The 17,792-nt window shown below is 73.5% G+C and carries 14 protein-coding genes; 9 read left to right on the forward strand and 5 right to left on the reverse strand.

Annotated elements, in window-relative coordinates; all coding sequences use genetic code 11:
- Together LV78_RS39250 and LV78_RS39255 are read right to left on the reverse strand one after the other, a co-directional pair.
- The coding region (locus LV78_RS39250; RefSeq protein ID WP_253851298.1) for a helix-turn-helix domain-containing protein at positions 1 to 198 on the reverse strand (198 nt) is incomplete at its 3' end.
- Positions 199 to 533: 335 nt separating this feature from the next.
- On the reverse strand, positions 534 to 1,982 hold the full coding sequence (locus LV78_RS39255) for an MFS transporter (RefSeq protein WP_253851299.1): 1,449 nt from the start codon (positions 1,980 to 1,982) through the stop codon (positions 534 to 536).
- 160 nt (positions 1,983 to 2,142) lie between these two features.
- Here LV78_RS39255 and LV78_RS39260 point away from each other — a divergent pair, with 160 nt between their 5' ends.
- From LV78_RS39260 to LV78_RS39295, 8 genes are all read left to right on the forward strand, one after another.
- A complete protein-coding gene (locus tag LV78_RS39260) occupies positions 2,143 to 2,826 on the forward strand; it encodes a TetR/AcrR family transcriptional regulator (protein ID WP_253851300.1) in 684 nt (227 codons plus the stop codon).
- A gap of 1,094 nt (positions 2,827 to 3,920) precedes the next feature.
- Complete coding sequence (locus tag LV78_RS39265; RefSeq protein WP_253851301.1) at positions 3,921 to 4,631, forward strand: TetR/AcrR family transcriptional regulator; 711 nt, start codon at positions 3,921 to 3,923, stop codon at positions 4,629 to 4,631.
- Positions 4,628 to 4,828: a ferredoxin gene (locus tag LV78_RS39270; RefSeq protein WP_253851302.1), complete on the forward strand. Its 201-nt coding sequence runs from the start codon at positions 4,628 to 4,630 to the stop codon at positions 4,826 to 4,828. Before LV78_RS39265 ends, LV78_RS39270 begins: the two co-directional genes overlap by 4 nt.
- Complete coding sequence (locus LV78_RS39275; protein WP_372495052.1) at positions 4,825 to 6,261, forward strand: NAD(P)/FAD-dependent oxidoreductase; 1,437 nt, start codon at positions 4,825 to 4,827, stop codon at positions 6,259 to 6,261. The genes LV78_RS39270 and LV78_RS39275 overlap by 4 nt, the downstream gene beginning before the upstream one ends.
- Positions 6,258 to 7,481 (forward strand): cytochrome P450, encoded by a 1,224-nt coding sequence (locus LV78_RS39280; RefSeq protein ID WP_253851303.1) that lies wholly within the window; start codon positions 6,258 to 6,260, stop codon positions 7,479 to 7,481. The genes LV78_RS39275 and LV78_RS39280 overlap by 4 nt, the downstream gene beginning before the upstream one ends.
- Positions 7,482 to 7,633: 152 nt before the next feature.
- Positions 7,634 to 8,839: a cytochrome P450 gene (locus LV78_RS39285; RefSeq protein ID WP_253851304.1), complete on the forward strand. Its 1,206-nt coding sequence runs from the start codon at positions 7,634 to 7,636 to the stop codon at positions 8,837 to 8,839.
- Between the two features lie 13 nt (positions 8,840 to 8,852).
- Positions 8,853 to 9,845, forward strand: a complete 993-nt coding sequence (locus LV78_RS39290) for a glycosyltransferase (protein WP_253851305.1) — start codon at positions 8,853 to 8,855, stop codon at positions 9,843 to 9,845.
- A 1,122-nt stretch (positions 9,846 to 10,967) separates the two neighbouring features.
- A complete protein-coding gene (locus LV78_RS39295; protein ID WP_253851306.1) occupies positions 10,968 to 12,641 on the forward strand; it encodes a histidine kinase dimerization/phospho-acceptor domain-containing protein in 1,674 nt (557 codons plus the stop codon).
- Positions 12,642 to 12,817: 176 nt separating this feature from the next.
- Here LV78_RS39295 and LV78_RS39300 read toward each other — a convergent pair whose 3' ends face one another.
- On the reverse strand, positions 12,818 to 13,681 hold the full coding sequence (locus tag LV78_RS39300; protein WP_253851307.1) for a MerR family transcriptional regulator: 864 nt from the start codon (positions 13,679 to 13,681) through the stop codon (positions 12,818 to 12,820).
- A 390-nt stretch (positions 13,682 to 14,071) separates the two neighbouring features.
- Positions 14,072 to 15,520 carry an amidohydrolase family protein gene (locus LV78_RS39305; protein WP_253851308.1) on the reverse strand — a complete coding sequence of 483 codons (1,449 nt, stop codon included), beginning with the start codon at positions 15,518 to 15,520 and terminating at the stop codon, positions 14,072 to 14,074.
- An 82-nt stretch (positions 15,521 to 15,602) separates the two neighbouring features.
- On the opposite strand from LV78_RS39305, the gene LV78_RS39310 reads away from it, so the two are divergent.
- Positions 15,603 to 16,208, forward strand: a complete 606-nt coding sequence (locus tag LV78_RS39310; protein ID WP_253851309.1) for a TetR/AcrR family transcriptional regulator — start codon at positions 15,603 to 15,605, stop codon at positions 16,206 to 16,208.
- A gap of 62 nt (positions 16,209 to 16,270) precedes the next feature.
- Here the strand turns inward: LV78_RS39310 and LV78_RS39315 are convergent, their stop codons facing one another.
- Positions 16,271 to 17,788 (reverse strand): amino acid adenylation domain-containing protein, encoded by a 1,518-nt coding sequence (locus LV78_RS39315; protein ID WP_253851310.1) that lies wholly within the window; start codon positions 17,786 to 17,788, stop codon positions 16,271 to 16,273.
- Positions 17,789 to 17,792: the final 4 nt, after the last annotated feature.

Here is a 17,792-nt window from a genome sequence, read left to right on the forward strand (position 1 = left end):
TGGGTCCAGCGCCGTGAACCCCCGCTCGTTGAACGTGTGGATCACCTCACGCACGTAGTCCTCGCTCACCTGCATCAACGAGGTGATGTCCCGGACCGCCTGACCCTGGCCCGACATCAGCACCACGATCGCCCGCCGCAGCCGCACCGGATCCTTCGAGGTCCTGGTGATCCGCTGGATCTTCCGGCCCTCCTCCATCGATAAGGGCCGGACAAACACGCTCGGTCGACGAGCCACAGCCACCTCCCGCACTCGACATGCGAGACCAGCCTGGCCGATCAGCCCACCAGACCGATTACCGGGTCAACCCTCCGAGACACGCCACTAGTTGTCGGCGGTCGCTCTGAGCTGTACTCGGTGCTGCGCGTTGATTCCGCTAGCTGTTGGTGGTCGACCTCGTGCTGTCGCTGAGGCGGGTCCACCTGACCCCGACCGGTCCCGGTCGGGGTCAGGTGGGACGTGCTGGAGCTGGTGGTGCAGGCAGAGCGGTCGTGCGGGTGCGGTGGTGTCGGGGCTGGTCGGACTGGGCTGGGTCAGCGGGTCGCGGTGGCTGCCGTGGCAGGCTGTTCCACGACCACGCGGCCTGTGCCGGGCAGCAGCGCGGCCACGCCCGCTGCGGACAGCGCGGCGCCCGCGCCCACGGCCATGATCACCTGGAACGCCTGCTGCGACGGCAGGCCCGCCGCTGTGGTCAGCTGGGTCAGGATCACGCCCGCGACCGCGCTGGACAGCGACGTGCCGATCGAGCGCATGAGGGTGTTGAGGCTGTTCGCGGCTGCGGTCTCCGAGACCGGGACGGCGGACATCACCAGCGCGGGCAGCGCGCCGTAGGACAGGCCGATGCCCGCGCCGATGATGCTCGACACCAGCACCAGGTGCCAGATCTCGCTCATCAGCACCACGTTGAGCCCGTAGCCGACCGTGACCACGAGCGCGCCGGTGATCAGGGTGACCTTGGGGCCGCGCTCCCGCGACAGCCGCGCGGACAGCGGCGCCATCGCCATCATGACCAGGCCGGACGGGGCGAGCACCAGGCCGACGCCGAGCAGGGACTGGCCGAGGCCGTAGCCGGTGGACGCGGGCAGTTGCAGCAGCTGCGGCATCACCAGGGACATCGCGAACATCGCGAACCCGAAGACCACCGAGGCGGCGTTGGTCAGCAGGAGCTGGGGGCTCGCGCTGGTGCGCAGGTCCACCAGCGGTTCGGCCGCGCGCAGCTCCCACCAGCTCCACGCGGCCAGCGCGACGACCGCGCCGCCGAGCAGGCCCAGCGTCAGCGCGCTGCCCCAACCCCACTGCGCGCCCTTGGACACCGCCAGCAGCAGGCACACCAGCACCACGGACAGGCCGAGCGCGCCCACCAGGTCGAACCGGCCGCCCGAGCGCACCGCTGATTCCGGCACCAGCGCGACCACGAGCACCCCGGCGATCACGCCGAGGCCTGCGGCGGCCCAGAACAGCACATGCCAGTCCAACTGCTCCACCAGCACCGCGGCCAGCGGCAGACCCAGCGCGCCTCCGACGCCGAGCGAGGCGCTCATCAGCGCGGTCGCCGAACCGAGCTTCTCGGCGGGCAGCTCGTCACGCATGATGCTGATGCCCAGCGGGATCACGCCGGACGCCAGGCCCTGGAGCACCCGGCCGACGATCATCGGACCGAGGCTGTCGCTGAGCGCGCCCACGACCGAGCCCGCGACCAGCAGCACGATGCTGATCAGCAGCATCCGGCGCTTGCCGTGCATGTCGCCGAGCCTGCCCACGGTGGGCGTGGCGACGGCGGCGGCCAGCAGGGTCGCGGTGATCGCCCAGGCGGTGTCGGCGGGGTCGGCGTTCAGCAGCTTCGGGAACTGCGGGACCAGGGGGATCACGACCGTCTGCATGAGCGAGACGACGATCCCGGTGAAGGCCAGCACCCAGACGACGGTGTTCGCCCCCGGTGGCGCAGAGGGGGCTGCTGGCGTGTGCGGGCGTGCGCTGGACATGGTGAGTCGGCCTTCCGGGAGGGCGGGGTTCGGCAGGGGGTTAAATCAGTTGCTTGACTTAGGTTAACCCGGACGGCTTCACTGTCCCGCACGCGCCCGCGCCGGTGTCCGAACTGTCCGGGGGCGTCCCGAATCGACCTGAGGCGGAGGAGGTCCCCCGGTGAGGCGGCTCCACAACGAGACCACGCGCGCCCGCATCCTGGACACCGCCGAGCGGCTGTTCGCCGAGCGCGGCCTGCACGCGGTGTCCAACCGGCAGGTCAGCGCGGCGGCCGGGCAGGGCAACAACGCGGCCGTCGGGTACCACTTCGGGACCAAAATCGACCTGGTCAGGGCGATCGTGCGGCGGCACGGCCTGCCCGTCGAGGCGCTGCGGGCGGACATGGTCGCCCGCGCCGGGGACTCGCCGGTGCTGCGCGACTGGGTCGACTGCCTGGTGCGACCGGTCACCGCGCACCTGGCCGACCTGGCCGGGCGCGCCGACGTCGTGGCTCCGGGCGGGATCACCTGGTACGCGCGGTTCGTCGCGCAGGTGGTGACCGATCCGGCGCTGCGGCTGGTCGCGGCGGCCGAGGTGATGACCACGCCGGGGATGGGGCTCGTGCTGGAGCGGTTGCGCGCGCACCTGCCCCCGGAGGTCGCGCCGGAGGTGCGGTTCGGGCGGGAGCGGATGGTGTGGCACCTGATCGTGCAGGTGTGCGCGGAGCGGGAGCGAGCGCTGGCCGAGGGGGTGGCGACGCCGCGCGACACGTGGGACGGTGCGGCGCGCGGTTTGGTGGACGCGATCACCGGGCTGTGGACCGCGCCGGACAACACGGTGGGGGAGCGGGTCGGGCGCGGGTAGAAGGCTCGGCGGGGCGACCGGGGGTGGGCGTTGGCGGGGGGACGGGGCTGACGTCGTGGGCCTGGTCGGCGGGGCGGCCCGGTTGGCGTGGTGCGCGCGAGGGGGCGGCTGATCGGCCGGGTGGACGTGGGGTGGGCGCGGTGAACAGGCTGGGCGCCTGCCGGTCAGGTGTGGTGAACGCGCTGGTTGGGCGTGTGTCGGGTTCGGCGGGCGGACTGGGTGGGTGCTGGTCGGGTTTCGTGGACTGGTCGGGCGGCGGGGCGAGCATGGTCGTGGCAGGCGGGGCGAGCGTGGTCGTGGCAGGCGGGCTGTGCGGCGGAGTGGATGCGGCTATGGCAGGCGGGCTGTGCAGCGGGGTGAACGCGGCTGTGGCAGGCGGGCCGTGCCGTGGGGTGGATGCGGCTGTAGTCGGTGAGCCGTGCGGCGGGGTGAACACGGCTGCGGCTGGTGAGCCGGACGGACGCCGGTCGGGTGCCTGCGTGGCAGGCCTGCCGGGCAGGCGTTTGTTATGCGTGGCCTGCCGGTCGGTCGGACGTGTGTCGAGCGTGGCCGGTCGGCCAGCGGGGCGCGGGTCGGGTGCGGCTGTGACCGGTCGGTCGGGTGAGCGCGGATCGGGTATGGCTGTGACCGGTCGGTCGAGCGGGTGTCGAGCGGGCGCGGCTGCGGTTGGTCGTGCGATCGGGTTCGGCCTGGGTTCGGGTTCGGCGGAGTGGCGCGGGGGCAATTCGCCCATCGTGGTGGCCGTGGGGCGTTACCGCGCATTTCGTAAGTCAGTCGCTTGACTCAAACGGAGAGCTGTGGCTATCTGGAGTCATCCCCGACGACACCGCGCTGGAGGACTCCATGCCCCCGAGCGACCACCACGAGAGCGATCCCGGCGAGAGAGCGCCGCGCACCACGCCTTCCACGACTACGCCGATCCGCACTCCACCGGTCGGGAACACGCAGTGCGCGGCCGGATTGGCCCGCACCGCGACCGCTGCGTTCGGCACCATGCCGTTCAACGCCGCGACCTCCCCGCGCGCAGCCGCGCCGACCCACCTCATCCCACCCGGCTCGCGGCGGCGCGTCCGGCGGAAAACCGGGGAGCGCCCGTGACCCCCTCCCATCAGGGCGACGGCCCCTCCCGCCGGAACGACCGGGCCGCCGAGACGCGCGAGGTGATACTGGCCGCCGCCGAGCGGCTGTTCGCCGAGCGCGGCGTGAGCGCGGTGTCCAACCGGCAGGTCGGCGAGGCCGCCGGGCAGGGCAACAACTTCGCCGTCGGGTACCACTTCGGCAGCCGGGTCGAGCTGGTCCGCGAGATCGTGCGCAGGCACGCCGAACCGGTCGAGCGGGCCCGCGCCGCGATGCTCGCCGCCGCCGGGGACAGCCTGGACGTGCGCCACTGGGTGGACTGCCTGATCCGCCCGTACACCGAGCACCTCGAAGCGCTGGGCAGCCCGAGCTGGTACGCCCGGTTCGCCGCCCAGGTGCTCACCGACCCGGTCCTGCGCCAGGTCGTGGTCGACGACGCGCTCAGCGGCGGGACGGTGCGGCAGGTCGTCGAGGGCCTCAACCGCTGCCTGCCCGCGCTGCCGCTGCCCGTGCACCTGGAGCGCGGTGACATGGCCCGCACCCTGCTGTCCCACACCTGCGCCGAGCGCGAGGCCGCGCTGGCGCGGGGCGAGCCGACCACCAAGACCAGCTGGGACGCCACGGCGACCGGGCTGGTCGACGCGATCGTCGGCCTGTGGCTCGCGCCGGTCACCCCGACCGGCCCGCGCCGCGACCGCCAACCCTCCCCCGATTGGAGTGCCCGATGAAGATCACCGTCGACGAAGGCAAGTGCTGCGGCGCGGGTTCCTGCGTGCTGGCCGCGCCGGAGGTGTTCGACCAGCGCGACGAGGACGGCGTGGTGGTGCTGCTGGACCCGGAGCCCGGCGCCGAGTTGCACGCGGCCGTCCACGAGGCCGCGAGCGTCTGCCCGGCCGCCGCGATCGCGCTGGCGGAGGCGCAGTGAGCCACGTCGGGACCACCGGTTCCGCCGACGGGCAGGGGGCGAGCGGGGGCCCGGCCGGGGAGGGCGCGGGCCACCCCGGCCACGTGCTGGTCGTCGGCGCCGCCGCAGCCGGCCTGTCCACGGCGGAGGCGCTGCGCCGCAAGGGCTTCACCGGCCGCCTCACCCTGCTCGGGGCCGAGGCGCACCCGCCCTACGACCGGCCGCCGCTGTCCAAGCAGGTGCTCGCGGGCGCCTGGGAGCCCGAGCGGGCACGCCTGCGCACCGCCGAGGTGCTCGCCGACCTGAACGCCGAGTTCCACCTCGGCGACCCGGCCGTCGCGCTCGACGTCGCCACCCGCACCGTCCGCACCGCCTCGGGAGCCGAGCACACCGCCGACGCCGTCGTCATCGCGACGGGCGTGCGACCGCGCGCCCTGCCGGGGCAGGACGGGCTCGCCGGGGTGCACGTGCTGCGCACCCTGGAGGACTCGCTCGCGCTGCGGGCCGACCTGCTGCCCGGCCGCCGCGTCGTCGTGGTCGGCGACGGGGTGCTCGGCGCGGAGGCCGCCGCCACCGCGCGCGGGCTCGGCCTGGACGTCGTGCTCGCCGGACCGCAGGACGCCCCGCTCGCCGCCCAGCTCGGACCGCTGGTGTCCGGGCTGCTCCGCGAGCTGCACGCCGAGCGCGGCGTGCGGCTGCGGCTGGGCACGGCCGTCCTCGGGCTGGAGGCCGAGGGTGGTCGGGTCACCGGCGTGCGGCTCGACGGCGGCGAGGTGCTGCCCGCCGACGTGGTCGTGGTCGCGCTCGGGGCCGTGCCCTGCACCGAGTGGCTGGAGGGCAGCGGCCTCGCGCTCGACAACGGCGTGGTGTGCGACGCGAACTGCCGGGCCGCCGACGGCGTCTACGCGGTCGGCGACGTGGCCCGCTGGCAGCACCCCGGCCTCGGTCGCCTGGTGCGGCTGGAGAACCGCACCAACGCCACCGAGCAGGCAGCCGCCGTCGCCGACAACCTCCTCGGCGCACCGGTCGAGTACGCGCCCGTGCCGTACTTCTGGACCGACCAGTTCGACGCCAAGGTCCACGTGCACGGCGTGCTGCCCGCCGACGCCGAGGTGACCGTCGAGGACGGCGACCCGGCCGCCCGGCGGTTCACCGCCGTCTACCGCAGCGGCGGCCTGGTGACCGGCGTCATCGGCTGGAACATGCCCAAGCAGGCCAGGCAGACCCGCCAGCGGCTGCTCACGCCGGAAGGGCTGGCTGCCGCGCGCGTGCCCGCCGTCGCGCCCGCCGGACCGACCCTGCCCGTCGCGCAGACCCCGCCCGCTCTCGCGCAGGGCGCAGCGGCGGGAGCAGTGGCTCCCGCGTTGACGACCGCGCTGACCACGGTAGCGCCCACCCCCGACAGAACCGCTCCGAGCGCTGCCCTCCGCACCACCCCGGAAGGACGAGCATGACCAGCACGCAGGTCCCCGCAGGGGCCGAGACCACCGAGATCCCGGACTACCCGATGCCCAGGTCACAGGGCTGCCCGTTCGACCCGCCGCGCGAGCTCAACGACCTGCAGGAGCAGGCCGCCATCACCCGCGTGCGGCTGTGGGACGGCAGCACCCCGTGGCTGGTCACCCGGCACGCCGAGCAGCGCGCCGTGCTGTCCGACCCCAGGGTCAGCGCCGACATGACCCACGAGCGCTACCCGCGCCAGGCCCCCGGCCGCGCCGGTTCGCTCAGCTTCATCGGCATGGACGACCCCGAGCACGCCCGCCAGCGGCGCATGGTCGGCTCGGCGTTCACCATCAAGAACGTCGCCGCCATGCGCCCCATGGTGCAGCGCGTCGTGGACGACGCCGTCGCCCAGCTCCTCGCGGGCCCCAAGCCGGTCGACCTGGTGGAGGCGTTCGCGCTCCCGGTCCCGTCGCTGGTGATCTGCGAGCTGCTCGACGTCCCCTACAGCGACCACGACTTCTTCCAGGACAACAGCAAGCGCATCATCAACCGCAACTCCACCCCCGAGCAGCGCGCCGAGGCCTCAGGGGCGCTCGCCCAGTACCTCGGCGGCCTGGTCGCGGCCAAGCTCGACAACCCCGGCGACGACCTGGTCTCCCGGCTCGCGGGCAAGGTCGAGGCCGGTGAGCTGACCATGGAGCAGGCCACCTCCATGGCCGTGCTGCTGCTGATCGCCGGGCACGAGACCACCGCGAACATGATCGCGCTCAGCACGTTGCTGCTGCTGCGCCACCCCGACCAGTTCGCCCTGCTGCGCGACTCCGACGACCCGGCGCTCGCCGCGTCCGCCGTGGAGGAGCTGCTGCGCTACCTCAACATCACCCACGGCGGGCGGCGCAGGTTCGCCACCGAGGACATGGAGGTCGCGGGCTGCCCGGTCAAGGCCGGTGAGGGGCTCGTGCTGCCCACCGACATCGCCAACCGCGACCCGAGGGCCTTCGACGACCCCGACCGGCTCGACATCACCCGGTCCGCGCGGCACCACCTGGCGTTCGGGTTCGGCGTGCACCAGTGCCTCGGCCAGCCGCTCGCCCGGCTGGAGCTGGAGGTGGTGTACCGGACGCTGTACCGGCAGGTGCCCGAGCTGCGGCTGGCGACCGACTTCGAGTCGGTGCCGTTCAAGCACGACGGGTTCGTGTACGGGGTGTACGAGCTGCCCGTGACCTGGTAGCCGACCGCCCCGCCGCGCTCCCCGGCGCGGCGGGGCCGCCGGACCCCGCGCCCGCCCGGCGCTGAACCGCGTCCCCCGAACCGCGTCACCGACCGCCGCTCCCGAACCACCGCCTCCACCCCGCCGCCACCCAGCGACCGACAGGAGAGACCGTGGCCGACCAGCTGCGCTACCCGTTCACCGGCCCCGCCGTGCTCGACCCGCCCACCGAGTGGGCCGCGCTGCGCGCCGACCGCCCCGCCGCCCCCGTCACCCTGCCCAGCGGCGACACCGCCACCCTGGTCACCCGCTACGCCGACGTCCGCACCGTCCTGGCCGACCCGCGCTTCAGCCGCGTCAGCCCGGCGGGCGAGGGCGCGCGGGTGGGCGAGCAGGAGTCCGGCGGGGTGTTCACCAGCGACATGTCCACCGTCCTGCCGCAGAGCGGCGAGGGCCACCTGCGCTGGCGGCGGCTGCTCAACCGCTGGTTCACCGCGAAGCGGATGGCCGCGCTGCGCCCCGGCATCGAGGACATGGCCGATCGGCTGCTCGACGAGCTCGTGGAGCGCGGCGCGCCCGGCGACCTCAAGGCCGGTTTCGCGTTCCCCCTGCCGGTGTGGGTGATCTGCACCATGCTCGGCGTCCCAGACTCGGACCGGGACCGGTTCGCGCACTGGTCGGACACCCTGCTCAGCATGACCCGCTACACCCAGGCCGAGATCGCGTCGGCGCAGGCGGAGTTCGTCGAGTACATGGCGTTCCACGTCGCCGCCAAGCGGGCCGATCCCGGTGACGACCTGATCGGCGAGCTGATCACGGCCACCGCCGCCGAGGGGCAGCCCATGTCGGACGCCCAGCTCGTGGCCACCGCGCAGGGACTGCTGGTCGCCGGGCACGAGACCACCGCGAACATGATCGCCAAGATGGTCGCGATGCTGCTCGCCGACCGGGAGGAGTGGGAGCGGCTGGTCGCCGAGCCCGCGCTGGTGCGGTCCGCGGTGGAGGAGGCGCTGCGGCTGGACGCCAACCCCGGTTTCGGCATGGTGCGCTACCTGGACGCCGAGCTGGCCGTGGCCGGGACCGTGCTGCCCGCAGGTACGACCGTCGTGTGCAGCATGGCCTCGGCGAACCGCGACGACGAGGCGTTCGAGCGCGCGGGGGAGATGGACCTGGGCCGAACCCCCAACCCGCACCTGTCCTTCGGGGCGGGCGCGCACTCCTGCCTCGGGCAAGCGCTCGCCCGCACCGAGCTGCAGGCCGCGCTGACCGCGCTGCTGCGCCGTCTGCCAGGCCTGAGACTGGCCGTTCCGGTGAGCGGGCTGCGCCGGGTGGAGGGCTTGCTCGTCGGAGGTCTGCGGGAGCTGCCCGTGGCGTGGTGAGTAGGGTCTCGCCATGCGCGTGCTCTTCGCCGCCCTGGCGTCTCCCGGTCACACCTTCCCGATGATCCCCCTGGCCGTCGCAACCCGAGAGGCCGGCCACGAAGTCCACTTCGCGGCGGGGGAGAGCGTGCACCCGGCGCTGGCGGCGCAAGACCTGCGACCGTTCCGGCCCGCCGACGCCTTCTACGAGCTGTACCCGGAGGACCTGGAACCCGAGCTCGCCCGCCTGGAACCCGACCTGGTCGTGCACGGCTGGGGGGTTCCGGGCGCGGCGGTCGCCGCCGAGCGCGCGGGCATCCCCGCGCTGTGGCACGGGTTCGGCCGGATGTTCGACGAGGGCATCGGCTTCGACCGGCCGTTCGGCACCGGCAGGCCGCACCTGGACGTCTGTCCGCCGTCCTTGCAGGACAAGGAGTTCATGGCGGTCGAACGGCGCGTGGAACTGCGCCCGGTCGCGCTGCCCGAGCCGGGCGCGGTTCCCGAGCGGGACACCTCGAAGCCGCTGGTGTACCTCACCCTCGGCACCGCGTTCGCCACCGCAGGCCTGCTCAGCACCGCCGTGCGGGCGCTCGCCGGGGTGGGCGCGCAGGTCGTGGTGTCGACCGGGCGGGTGCACCCGCAGGAGCTCGGCCCGCTGCCCGAGGGCACCACGGCGCACGAGTGGGTGTCCCAGGGCGCGCTGCTGCCGCACGCCTCGGTCGTCGTGCACCACGGGGGCAGCGGCACCACGCTGGCCTCGCTGGCCACGGGCGTGCCGCAGCTGTTCCTGCCGCAGGGCGCGGACCAGTTCAGCAACGCCGACGCGGTCAGCGCGGCGGGCGCGGGCGTGGCGCTGCGCGGTGAGCAGGTGACGGCCGAGGCGATCGCGGCGAGCGTGCGCAAGCTGCTGTCGCCCAAGGACGGGGCCGGGCACCGGGAAGCCGCGCGGGCCATCGCCGAGGAGATCGCGGGGATGCCCGCGCCCAGCGAGGTCGCGCGACAACTGCCGGAGCTGGCCGCGAGCTGAATCCCCGGTCGCTTCCGAGCCTACCGGCGCCGACCTGGTAGATCCCGCACCGCCGGTGGTGCTCGTGAAGTTCGCCCTATCGGGGAAGGTGCGGGTTCGCCCCATTCGCACGGCGAACCCGCACACTGTGATCAGGCCCGTTGTGGTGCGGTGGCGCGGTGGTCCGGTGGTGCGGCCGGAGTGACGTGGCGCTGTGGTTTGGCGCTGTGGTGCGGACGGTTTCGCGGTTCAAGGGACGCGGTTGTGCGCCGCTGGTGCTGCTCCACGCCGTGAGCACGCCGCTGTCGCCTGGTCATCCGGTGCGCGGCGTGCCGCAGGGGCGCGGATTCCTGTCTTGCGAGAACCGTCGAGGAGCCTGGACTCGGGAGCCGAGGGCGCCATCGGGTTCCTGGTGCTGTCCCTGCCGGGTGCTCTGGGGACGACGCTGGGCGCCCACCTGCCGGGCCGAAGGTGAGCAGCTCCTGGAGCGCTCCGAGTGCGCCTACCGGATTACCGCCGGTGAGGACGGTGCCGACAGGCGTGAGCGGTTGGTCGGCACACCTGCACCTGCTTCTTGCGTGGGGAGTTCCGCGCGGGGAAACGTCAGAAGGGCCCCGACTGGGTCTTTGTCGCGAACGCGAGGCGCTCGCGCACCGCGAGGCGCTCGCGAACCGTGGGGTGCTTGCGAACTGCGAGGTGGTCGCGAACGCAGGGAGGTCGCGAGTGCGGGGTGCTCGTGAGGGCTCGGAGGTGTGGTTTCGCTTTCCGTGGCTCTCGGGTTCGCCGGAGCTGATCGGGGTGCGAACGGCGTGATCGTGTCGCGCTGACGGTGAGAACCGGGTGACCCGGTGTGACCGTGAAGTGGCGATTTACCCCTTTTGTGCGCCTCGTGGTGGTTGTGCTGGAAAACTAATGGGCATGAGCACGCCGCCACCGGGCCGGGCACCCCGGCACCCGCACCTCCAGTCGCAGGTCATGCCTGCTTCGCCGCCCTTCGCGGTGGGTTCCCGGTGCGGTGCGCGAGGGCGTCGCGAGCGATGGGTCGGTCACGGCGTGCTACCGGTTGATCGGCGCGTTCGGTGGTGGCCTTCCCCCGGAGGAGTCACCGGCTCGTCCTCCGTCGCGGTCGTGGGCTGAGGCGCCGTGACCGATCACCACCTGCGGCCGGAGGGGCGGTCCCGGTCCGGTCGGGAGGACGTCCCGATCCCGCGTGAGGGAGACCGCTCCGCGCTGGTCGACGTGCCCGTCGCGAAACGGGTCGGGTTGCTGCGCAAGCACCTCGTCGCGCTCGCCGTGTCGACCGCGGTTCTGGCGACCGTGCTGTTCGGGTTGCCGCTCGCGCTCGGGGTCGCCCAGTACAACCTCGACAACGAGCGCGCCGAGCTGGAGCGGGCCGCGTCGCGGGTCGCGCTGTCGCTCGCCGACGACCCGGACCGCCTCGTGCCGCCCGTGGGCTCGGGCAGTGATCCGGCCGCGACGATCGGCGTCTACTCCGCGCAGGGGCGGTTGCTGTCCGGGGAAGGACCTGCCGAGGACGTGCTCGCCCGGCAGGCCGCCGAGTCCGCGCACGTCGCCGACTCCGACGGCATGGTCGTGGCTGTTCCGGTCACCGACGAGGGGGAGGTCACGGCTGTCGTCCGCGCCGCCGCGCCACCCGGTGAGGTGATCGGCCGGACCATGGTCGTCTGGGCCGGTATGCTGGTCAGCGGTGCCTTCGCGATCGCGTTGACGTGGCTCGTCGCCAAGCGGATGGCGGCCAGGCTCGCCCGGCCGCTGGAAGAGCTGTCGGTGCTGGCGCACGACCTCGGTGACGGTGACTTCACCATCCGCCCTGCTCGCAGCAGCGTCGCGGAGATCGACCAGGTCGCCACCGCGCTGGAGTCCACGGCCCGCAGGCTCGGTGAGATCCTGCGCCGGGAGCGGTCGTTCACCTCACGGGCCTCGCACCAGTTGCGCACGCCCGTCGCCGGGTTGCGGCTGCACCTGGAGTCGGCGCTCGACGCCCCCGAGGCCGACCTGCGGCCCGCGCTCCGCACCGGTGTGGAGGCGGCCGACCGGTTGGAGCGGACCATCGACGATCTGCTCGCGTTGACGCGCGCGACGCACGGGCGGTCGAGGCTGGACCCCGAGGCGTTGCTGACCGACCTGCACCGGACGTGGCGGGACCAGTTCGCGCTGCACGGGCGGACGCTGCGGGTGGTGGTGGCCGGTGCGCCCGGTCCGCTCGCCGCCGAGGCCGCGGTGCGGCAGGTGCTGCACGTGCTGCTGGACAACGCCGTGGTGCACGGCCGGGGCGCGGTGGAGGTGACCGCGCGGGACGCGGCCGGGCTGTTCGCGGTGGACGTCGTGGACGAGGGCGAGGTGCACGGTGATGATCCGTTCCAGGTCCGTGATGGGGACGGTGACGGTTCCGGGGACGAGCGCGGAAGTGGTGAGGACGAGCACGGGCAGGGCGGCGGTGCGCGCGGCGGCCACGGGAGCACTGGCAACGCGAGTGCCGGTAGCGGAGGCGCGCGTAGTGGAAGTGCGGGCAATGGCAGCGCGGGCAACGGAAGTACCGGCAGCAGGGGAATTGGTGGCGGAAGTGCCGGTAGTGGGAGCGCTGGTAGCGGGAGCGTCGGTAGTGGGGGTTCTGGCAACGGGCACGGTGTGGGGCGCAACGGCACGCGGGTGCACGGCATAGGGCTCCCGCTCGCTCGTGACCTTGCCGAGGCCGAGGGGGGCAGGCTCGTGCTGTCCGATCGCTCCCCGACCCGGTTCACCCTGCTGCTGCCAACCGGTGGCACCGACCGGCCACAACTGCCGGGACCGGCCTGACCGGTTTCCGGGGCCGGTCTGACTGAGGTCTTGGACCGGTCTGACTGGGTTCTTGTACCGGTTGGATCGGCTTTCGGAACTGGTTGGGCCGGTTTTCAGGAGTGGTCCGGTCTGCTTCCGGGAACAGGGTCGGTCTTCGGGGACGAGGGGCGACGCACGAGGGGTGGCGTCGGGAGTTACTGGGTGGGGGACCACTCCTCGGGGAGTTCGTCCTCGAAGGTCTCGCCCTCCTCGAAGTCGGTGACCGTCGCCGAGATCTCCACGCTGCCCTCGTGCAGCAGGTAGCGAGGGGACCAGAAGGCGATCATCCGGTTGATCCGCGTCGAGTGCTCGACCAGCCGGTTGAACACCGCGCCCAGCCTCGGCAGCGTGTCCCTGCCCGGTAGCACGATCGACACTTCCTCGTGCGCTTCGAGGACGTGGTGGTGGACGTCGTCGGGCAGGGACTCGGGGGCGATCGGGGTGCGCACGGGCAGGGCGACGAACAGGTCGTGGCCCTCCGGGTCCATCATCTTCGCCTTCTGCTCCTGGGTTTCCATGGCGTGCTGCTTCCACGGTGGTCCGGAGGGCTCGACGCCCGCTTCCGCTGCGATGTGCCGCAGTCGGTCCACTGCGGCTGACACGCGCGCCGCGACCACGTCCTCGTCCCTGCTGCCCGGCACGATCGTTCGCAGTGCCGTGAGCTCCGGGACGGTGTGCTCGCGCACCTGCGGCCAGTCGGAGACGAACACCTCCGCGTCGCGCAGCGCCTCGTCTTCGAGCTTCCGCTTGCGCAGCAAGGACTCGCGGTGCTCGGTGAGCAGGCCGAGCGCGGTGTCGGGGGCGTCGAGCGCCTGGCGGACGTGCCGGACGCTCAGCCCGGCTCCGCGCAGGGTGCTGATCAGCATGGCTTGTTCGACCTGGACGAAGTCGTACGAGCGGTAGCCGGTTCGCTCGTCGACGTGGGCGGGGACCAGCAGGCCCTCGGAGTGGTAGAAGCGGAGGGTTTGGGCAGGGAGCGCGCACATCTCGCTGAACTCGCTGATCGACAGGAACACCATGTGGCCAGCATGGGCCTTGAGGTAACTGCAAGGTCAAACCCGGCCTTCGCGCCGGGGTGGACGACGTGCGTGCGCGGTGCTGTGACCACGGCGGATGGTTGTGGACGGCAGCGGTGAACGAGTGCCGTGGCTGGTTTTCGTGAGCGGAGGCGGTGGCCTGCGTTCGTGAGCGAAGGCGGTGGCTGGCGTTCGTGAACGAGCGCGGTGGCTGGCTTTCGTGAGCGAGGGCGGTGGCCTGCGTTCGTGAGCGAGGGCGGTGACCGGTGGTGCGCCCGGTGGGGGCTGGTTGCGGGTGGGAACCAGCCCGGCTCCGGGCGCACCGACCTGTGCCCTGCTTTCCGGCGAGCCCTTGCTGTGCTCTGCTCTCCGGCGAGCTCCTGGGAGCAGTGGTCAGCTCGTCGCCCACTCCGGGGCGTTCGCCGCTCCCGCCGCCGCCATGTGCTTCAGGAGGCCTTCCGGGCGTGGCGGCAGGAGGCCGCCTCGGGCTGCGATCCTCGGGGCCAGGCGGGTCCACACCGCGTCCGCCAGGTCGGTGGCGCGTTCGGTCCGCCCGCCCAGCAGCAGGCCGGCGCGCTTCACCGGTTCGCCGCCCACCAGCACGGTGTCCACGTCGCTCGCGCGCGAGTGCAGCACCACGGTCGCCACCGGGTCGACCACCGGGCGCTGGTGCACGCCGTCCGCGCGCAGCACCAGCACGTCCGCCGCCTTGCCGACCTCCAGCGAACCGGTCACCTCGCCCAGGCCCAGCACCCGCGCGCCGCCCAGGGTGGCGTGGTGCAGGACGTCGCGCACCGACGGGGTGGGCGTGGTCAGGCTGGCGCTGCCCTCGGTGTCCAGGACGTGCTGGTGCCGCTGGCCCCTGACCGCCTGCAGTGCCGCGCGCATCCACGCGAACGGGTCCGCCGGGCTGCCCGCCTGGATGTCCGTGCCCAGGCCCGTGGGGATGCCCAGTTCGGCCGTCCTCGCCAGCACGGGGTAGCCCAGGCCGAGCATCACCTCGGTCTCCGGCGTGCTGGACACGGCGGCGCCCGCCTCGGCGAGCAGCGCCAGCTCCTCGTCGGTGGCGGCGTTGGCGTGCGCGTGGACCTGGTCCGGGGACAGCAGGCCGTCGCGGTGGAGCCAGGTGATCTCGGGCGCGGAGAGCTCGCCCCAGAGGGAGCGCGCGTGGACCGTCGAACGCAGTCCGAGCTCGCGGGCCAGGTGGAACTCGGTGCGGGTCTGGGTCCACGGTACCGAGCCGATGTCGTTCACGGCCACACCCAGGCGGACCCGACTTGCCGCCGTGGGGGAAGTGAACTCGTCCGTGTGAAGGGCGCGCAGGTCCGCCCGCCGCTGCTCGGCGGTGAACGCCTCCGCGCCCGGCGTCGTGGTCAGGCCGTAGCAGAACAGGGCGCGCACGCCCGCCTCCCGCACGGCCCGCAGCCCCTCGCGGGCGTGCTCGGGGGTGTTCACCGCGTGCGCGACGTCCAGGACGGTGGTGATGCCCGCGTCCAGCGCGGCCACGGCGCCCGCGTACGTCCCGGCGTGCACGTCCTCCGCCTCGTGCGCGCCCGCGTGGTGGGCCCGGACGCCCCAGAAGAAGTCCAGGGCGCTCCAGTCCGCGGTCAGGCCGCGCAGCGAGGCCTCCCACAGGTGGTGGTGGGTGTCCACGAAACCGGGCAGCACGAACGAGCCCGTCGCGTCGACCCGCTCGGCGCCCGGAGCCTCCAGGTCGGGGCCGATCGCGGCGATCAGGCCGTCCCGCACGAGCACGTCGGCCCGCTCGAAGCGGCCGTCCAGGGGGTCGCCGAGCAGGACCGAACCGCCCGTGATCAGCAGGTCCGCCAACGGCAGCGGCATGTCCGCCTCCTCGATGTAAAAGCTTTTAACATCAAGTTAGGCGGGTAGGGTCTCGCTCGTCAACCACGGCGGGGAGGGTGCGGTGACCGGGGAGGGCACGGGCAAGCGCGGGTACCACCACGGCGACCTGCGGCGGGCGGTGATCGACGCGGCGCTCGACCTGGTGTGGGAGCGCGGCGCGCACGGGTTCAGCCTCGCCGAGGCCGCGCGGCGGGCCGGGGTGTCGGTCGCGGCGCCCTACCGGCACTTCGCCGACCGGGAGGCCGTGCTCGCCGCCGCCGCCGCCGAGGGGTTCGACGCGCTCGCCGACGTGCTCGACGCGGCGCGGGCGAGCGCGGGGGAGGGGCGGCTGGCCGAGGAGTTCGCGGCTGCCTACGTCGCGTTCGCGCTCGAATCGCCCGCGCGGTTCACCGTCATGTTCGCCGCCCGGCTCGACAAGCCCAAGTACCCGGCCCTCATGGCCGCCGCCGACCGCACCGGCGTCCCGCTGCGCGCCGCGGTCGAGCACCTGCCCGACCCGGACGGCGCGGTGGCGCGGGTGTGGGCCATCGCGCACGGCGCGGCGACGCTGGCCGTGGAGGGGCTGCTGACCCGGTACCACGCCACGGGTGAGACGGCGGATTCCGTGGTGCGGTCGGCGGTCCGGGACTGGGAGGCGGGCGCGGGCGGTCACGGCGGGGTGGACTAGCGCCCGACACGGGCACTGTTCGCCTTGTGCGGCAGGGAAACCGCGACCGCTCGCGGGTCGGGCTACCAGGTCGAGATCGTGCGCCGGTCCACCTTGCCGCTCGGGGTGCGCGGCAGCGACCCGGCCAGCTCCACCTTCGTCGGGACCATGTGCTCCGGCAGCCGCTCGCGCAGCGCCGCCAGCGCCGCCACCGGGGAGAAGTCGGTCCCGGACGGCACCACGTGCGCCCGCAGGTGCCGGTCCTCCGCCGCGCCGCCCGCCAGCACCACGACCGCCGCCGACACCTCGGGCATCGAGTTCAGCAGGGTCTCGATCTCGCCCAGCTCGATCCGGAAACCCCGCAGCTTCACCTGGGTGTCCCGCCTGCCCAGGTACTCCAGCCCGTCCTCGGCCACCCGCCCCAGGTCACCGCTGCGGTACGCGGGCGTGGTCGGGTCCAGCGGGTCCGGCAGGTAGCCCTGCGCGGTGCGCTCGGGCAGGTTCAGGTAACCGGGGCCCACGCAGGCGCCGGAGATCCACAGCTCGCCCACCTCGCCGTCCGGCAGCACCCGCCCGTCGTCGTCGCACACCCGCACCGCGCTCCCGCGCACCGCCCGCCCGATCGACGGCAGCACCGGCCACGACGCCACGTCCTCGGGCAGCTCGTGCCACGTCGACACGTGCGTTTCCGTGGTGCCCCACTGGTTCACCAGGCGGCAGTCCGGGAGCCGGGTGAACAGCGCCCTGATCCGCTCGCTGATCTGCATCTGCTCCGCCGTGGTCAGCACCTCGCGCAACGGGTGCGCCTGCGGCGAGGCGTCCTCGGCGAACAGCGCCAACGACTGGAGCACCACGAACGGCAGGAACAGCCGGTTGACCCGCTCGCGCTCCACCAGGTCCCACAGCAGCTGCGGGTCGAGCCGCTCGTCCTCGTCGCAGCACACCAGCGCGCCGCCCTCGCCGAGCGCGGTGAACACCTCCTGGAACACCACGTCGAACGACGCGGGCGCGAACTGCAGCGTCCGGTCGCCCTCGCCGCACCGGCTGACCTCGATCTGCCAGGCGATCAGGTTCTCCAGGTTGTGGTGCTCGTACAGCACGCCCTTGGGCAGCCCGGTGGAACCGGAGGTGTAGACGATGTACGCCAGGTCGAGGCCTTCCGCGCCGGTCGGCTCGGCGGCGTCGGCCACGCGGGCGAACACCACGTCGCCCAGTTCGTCCACAACGGACAGACCGGCGAAGCGGTCGACCGGTCCCCGGTGGCCGATCACCAGGCCCACGCCCGCGTTGTCGCGCATGTAGACCAGCCGGTCCGTCGGGTACGACACGTCCAGCGGCACCGCCACCGCGCCCGCGCGCAGCACCGCCAGGATCGCCACCACCAGGTCGGCGGACCGCTCCAGGTGCAGCCCGACCCGGCCGCCCGCCGCGCCCAGCGCCACCAACCGCCCGGCCACGGTCTCGGCCTCGTCCCACAGCTCCCGGTAGGTCAGCACCCGGCCCGCCGCGCGGACGGCCTCGGCGTGCGGGTGGCGCTCCACCCGCTCGGCGACGCGCGCCAGCACGGGCGGGAGCGGGGCGGTGTCCAGCGGTGCGGCCATCGGT

Source organism: Actinosynnema pretiosum, assembly GCF_024171695.1.
In the GTDB taxonomy this organism is placed as follows: Bacteria; Actinomycetota; Actinomycetes; order Mycobacteriales; family Pseudonocardiaceae; genus Actinosynnema; species Actinosynnema pretiosum.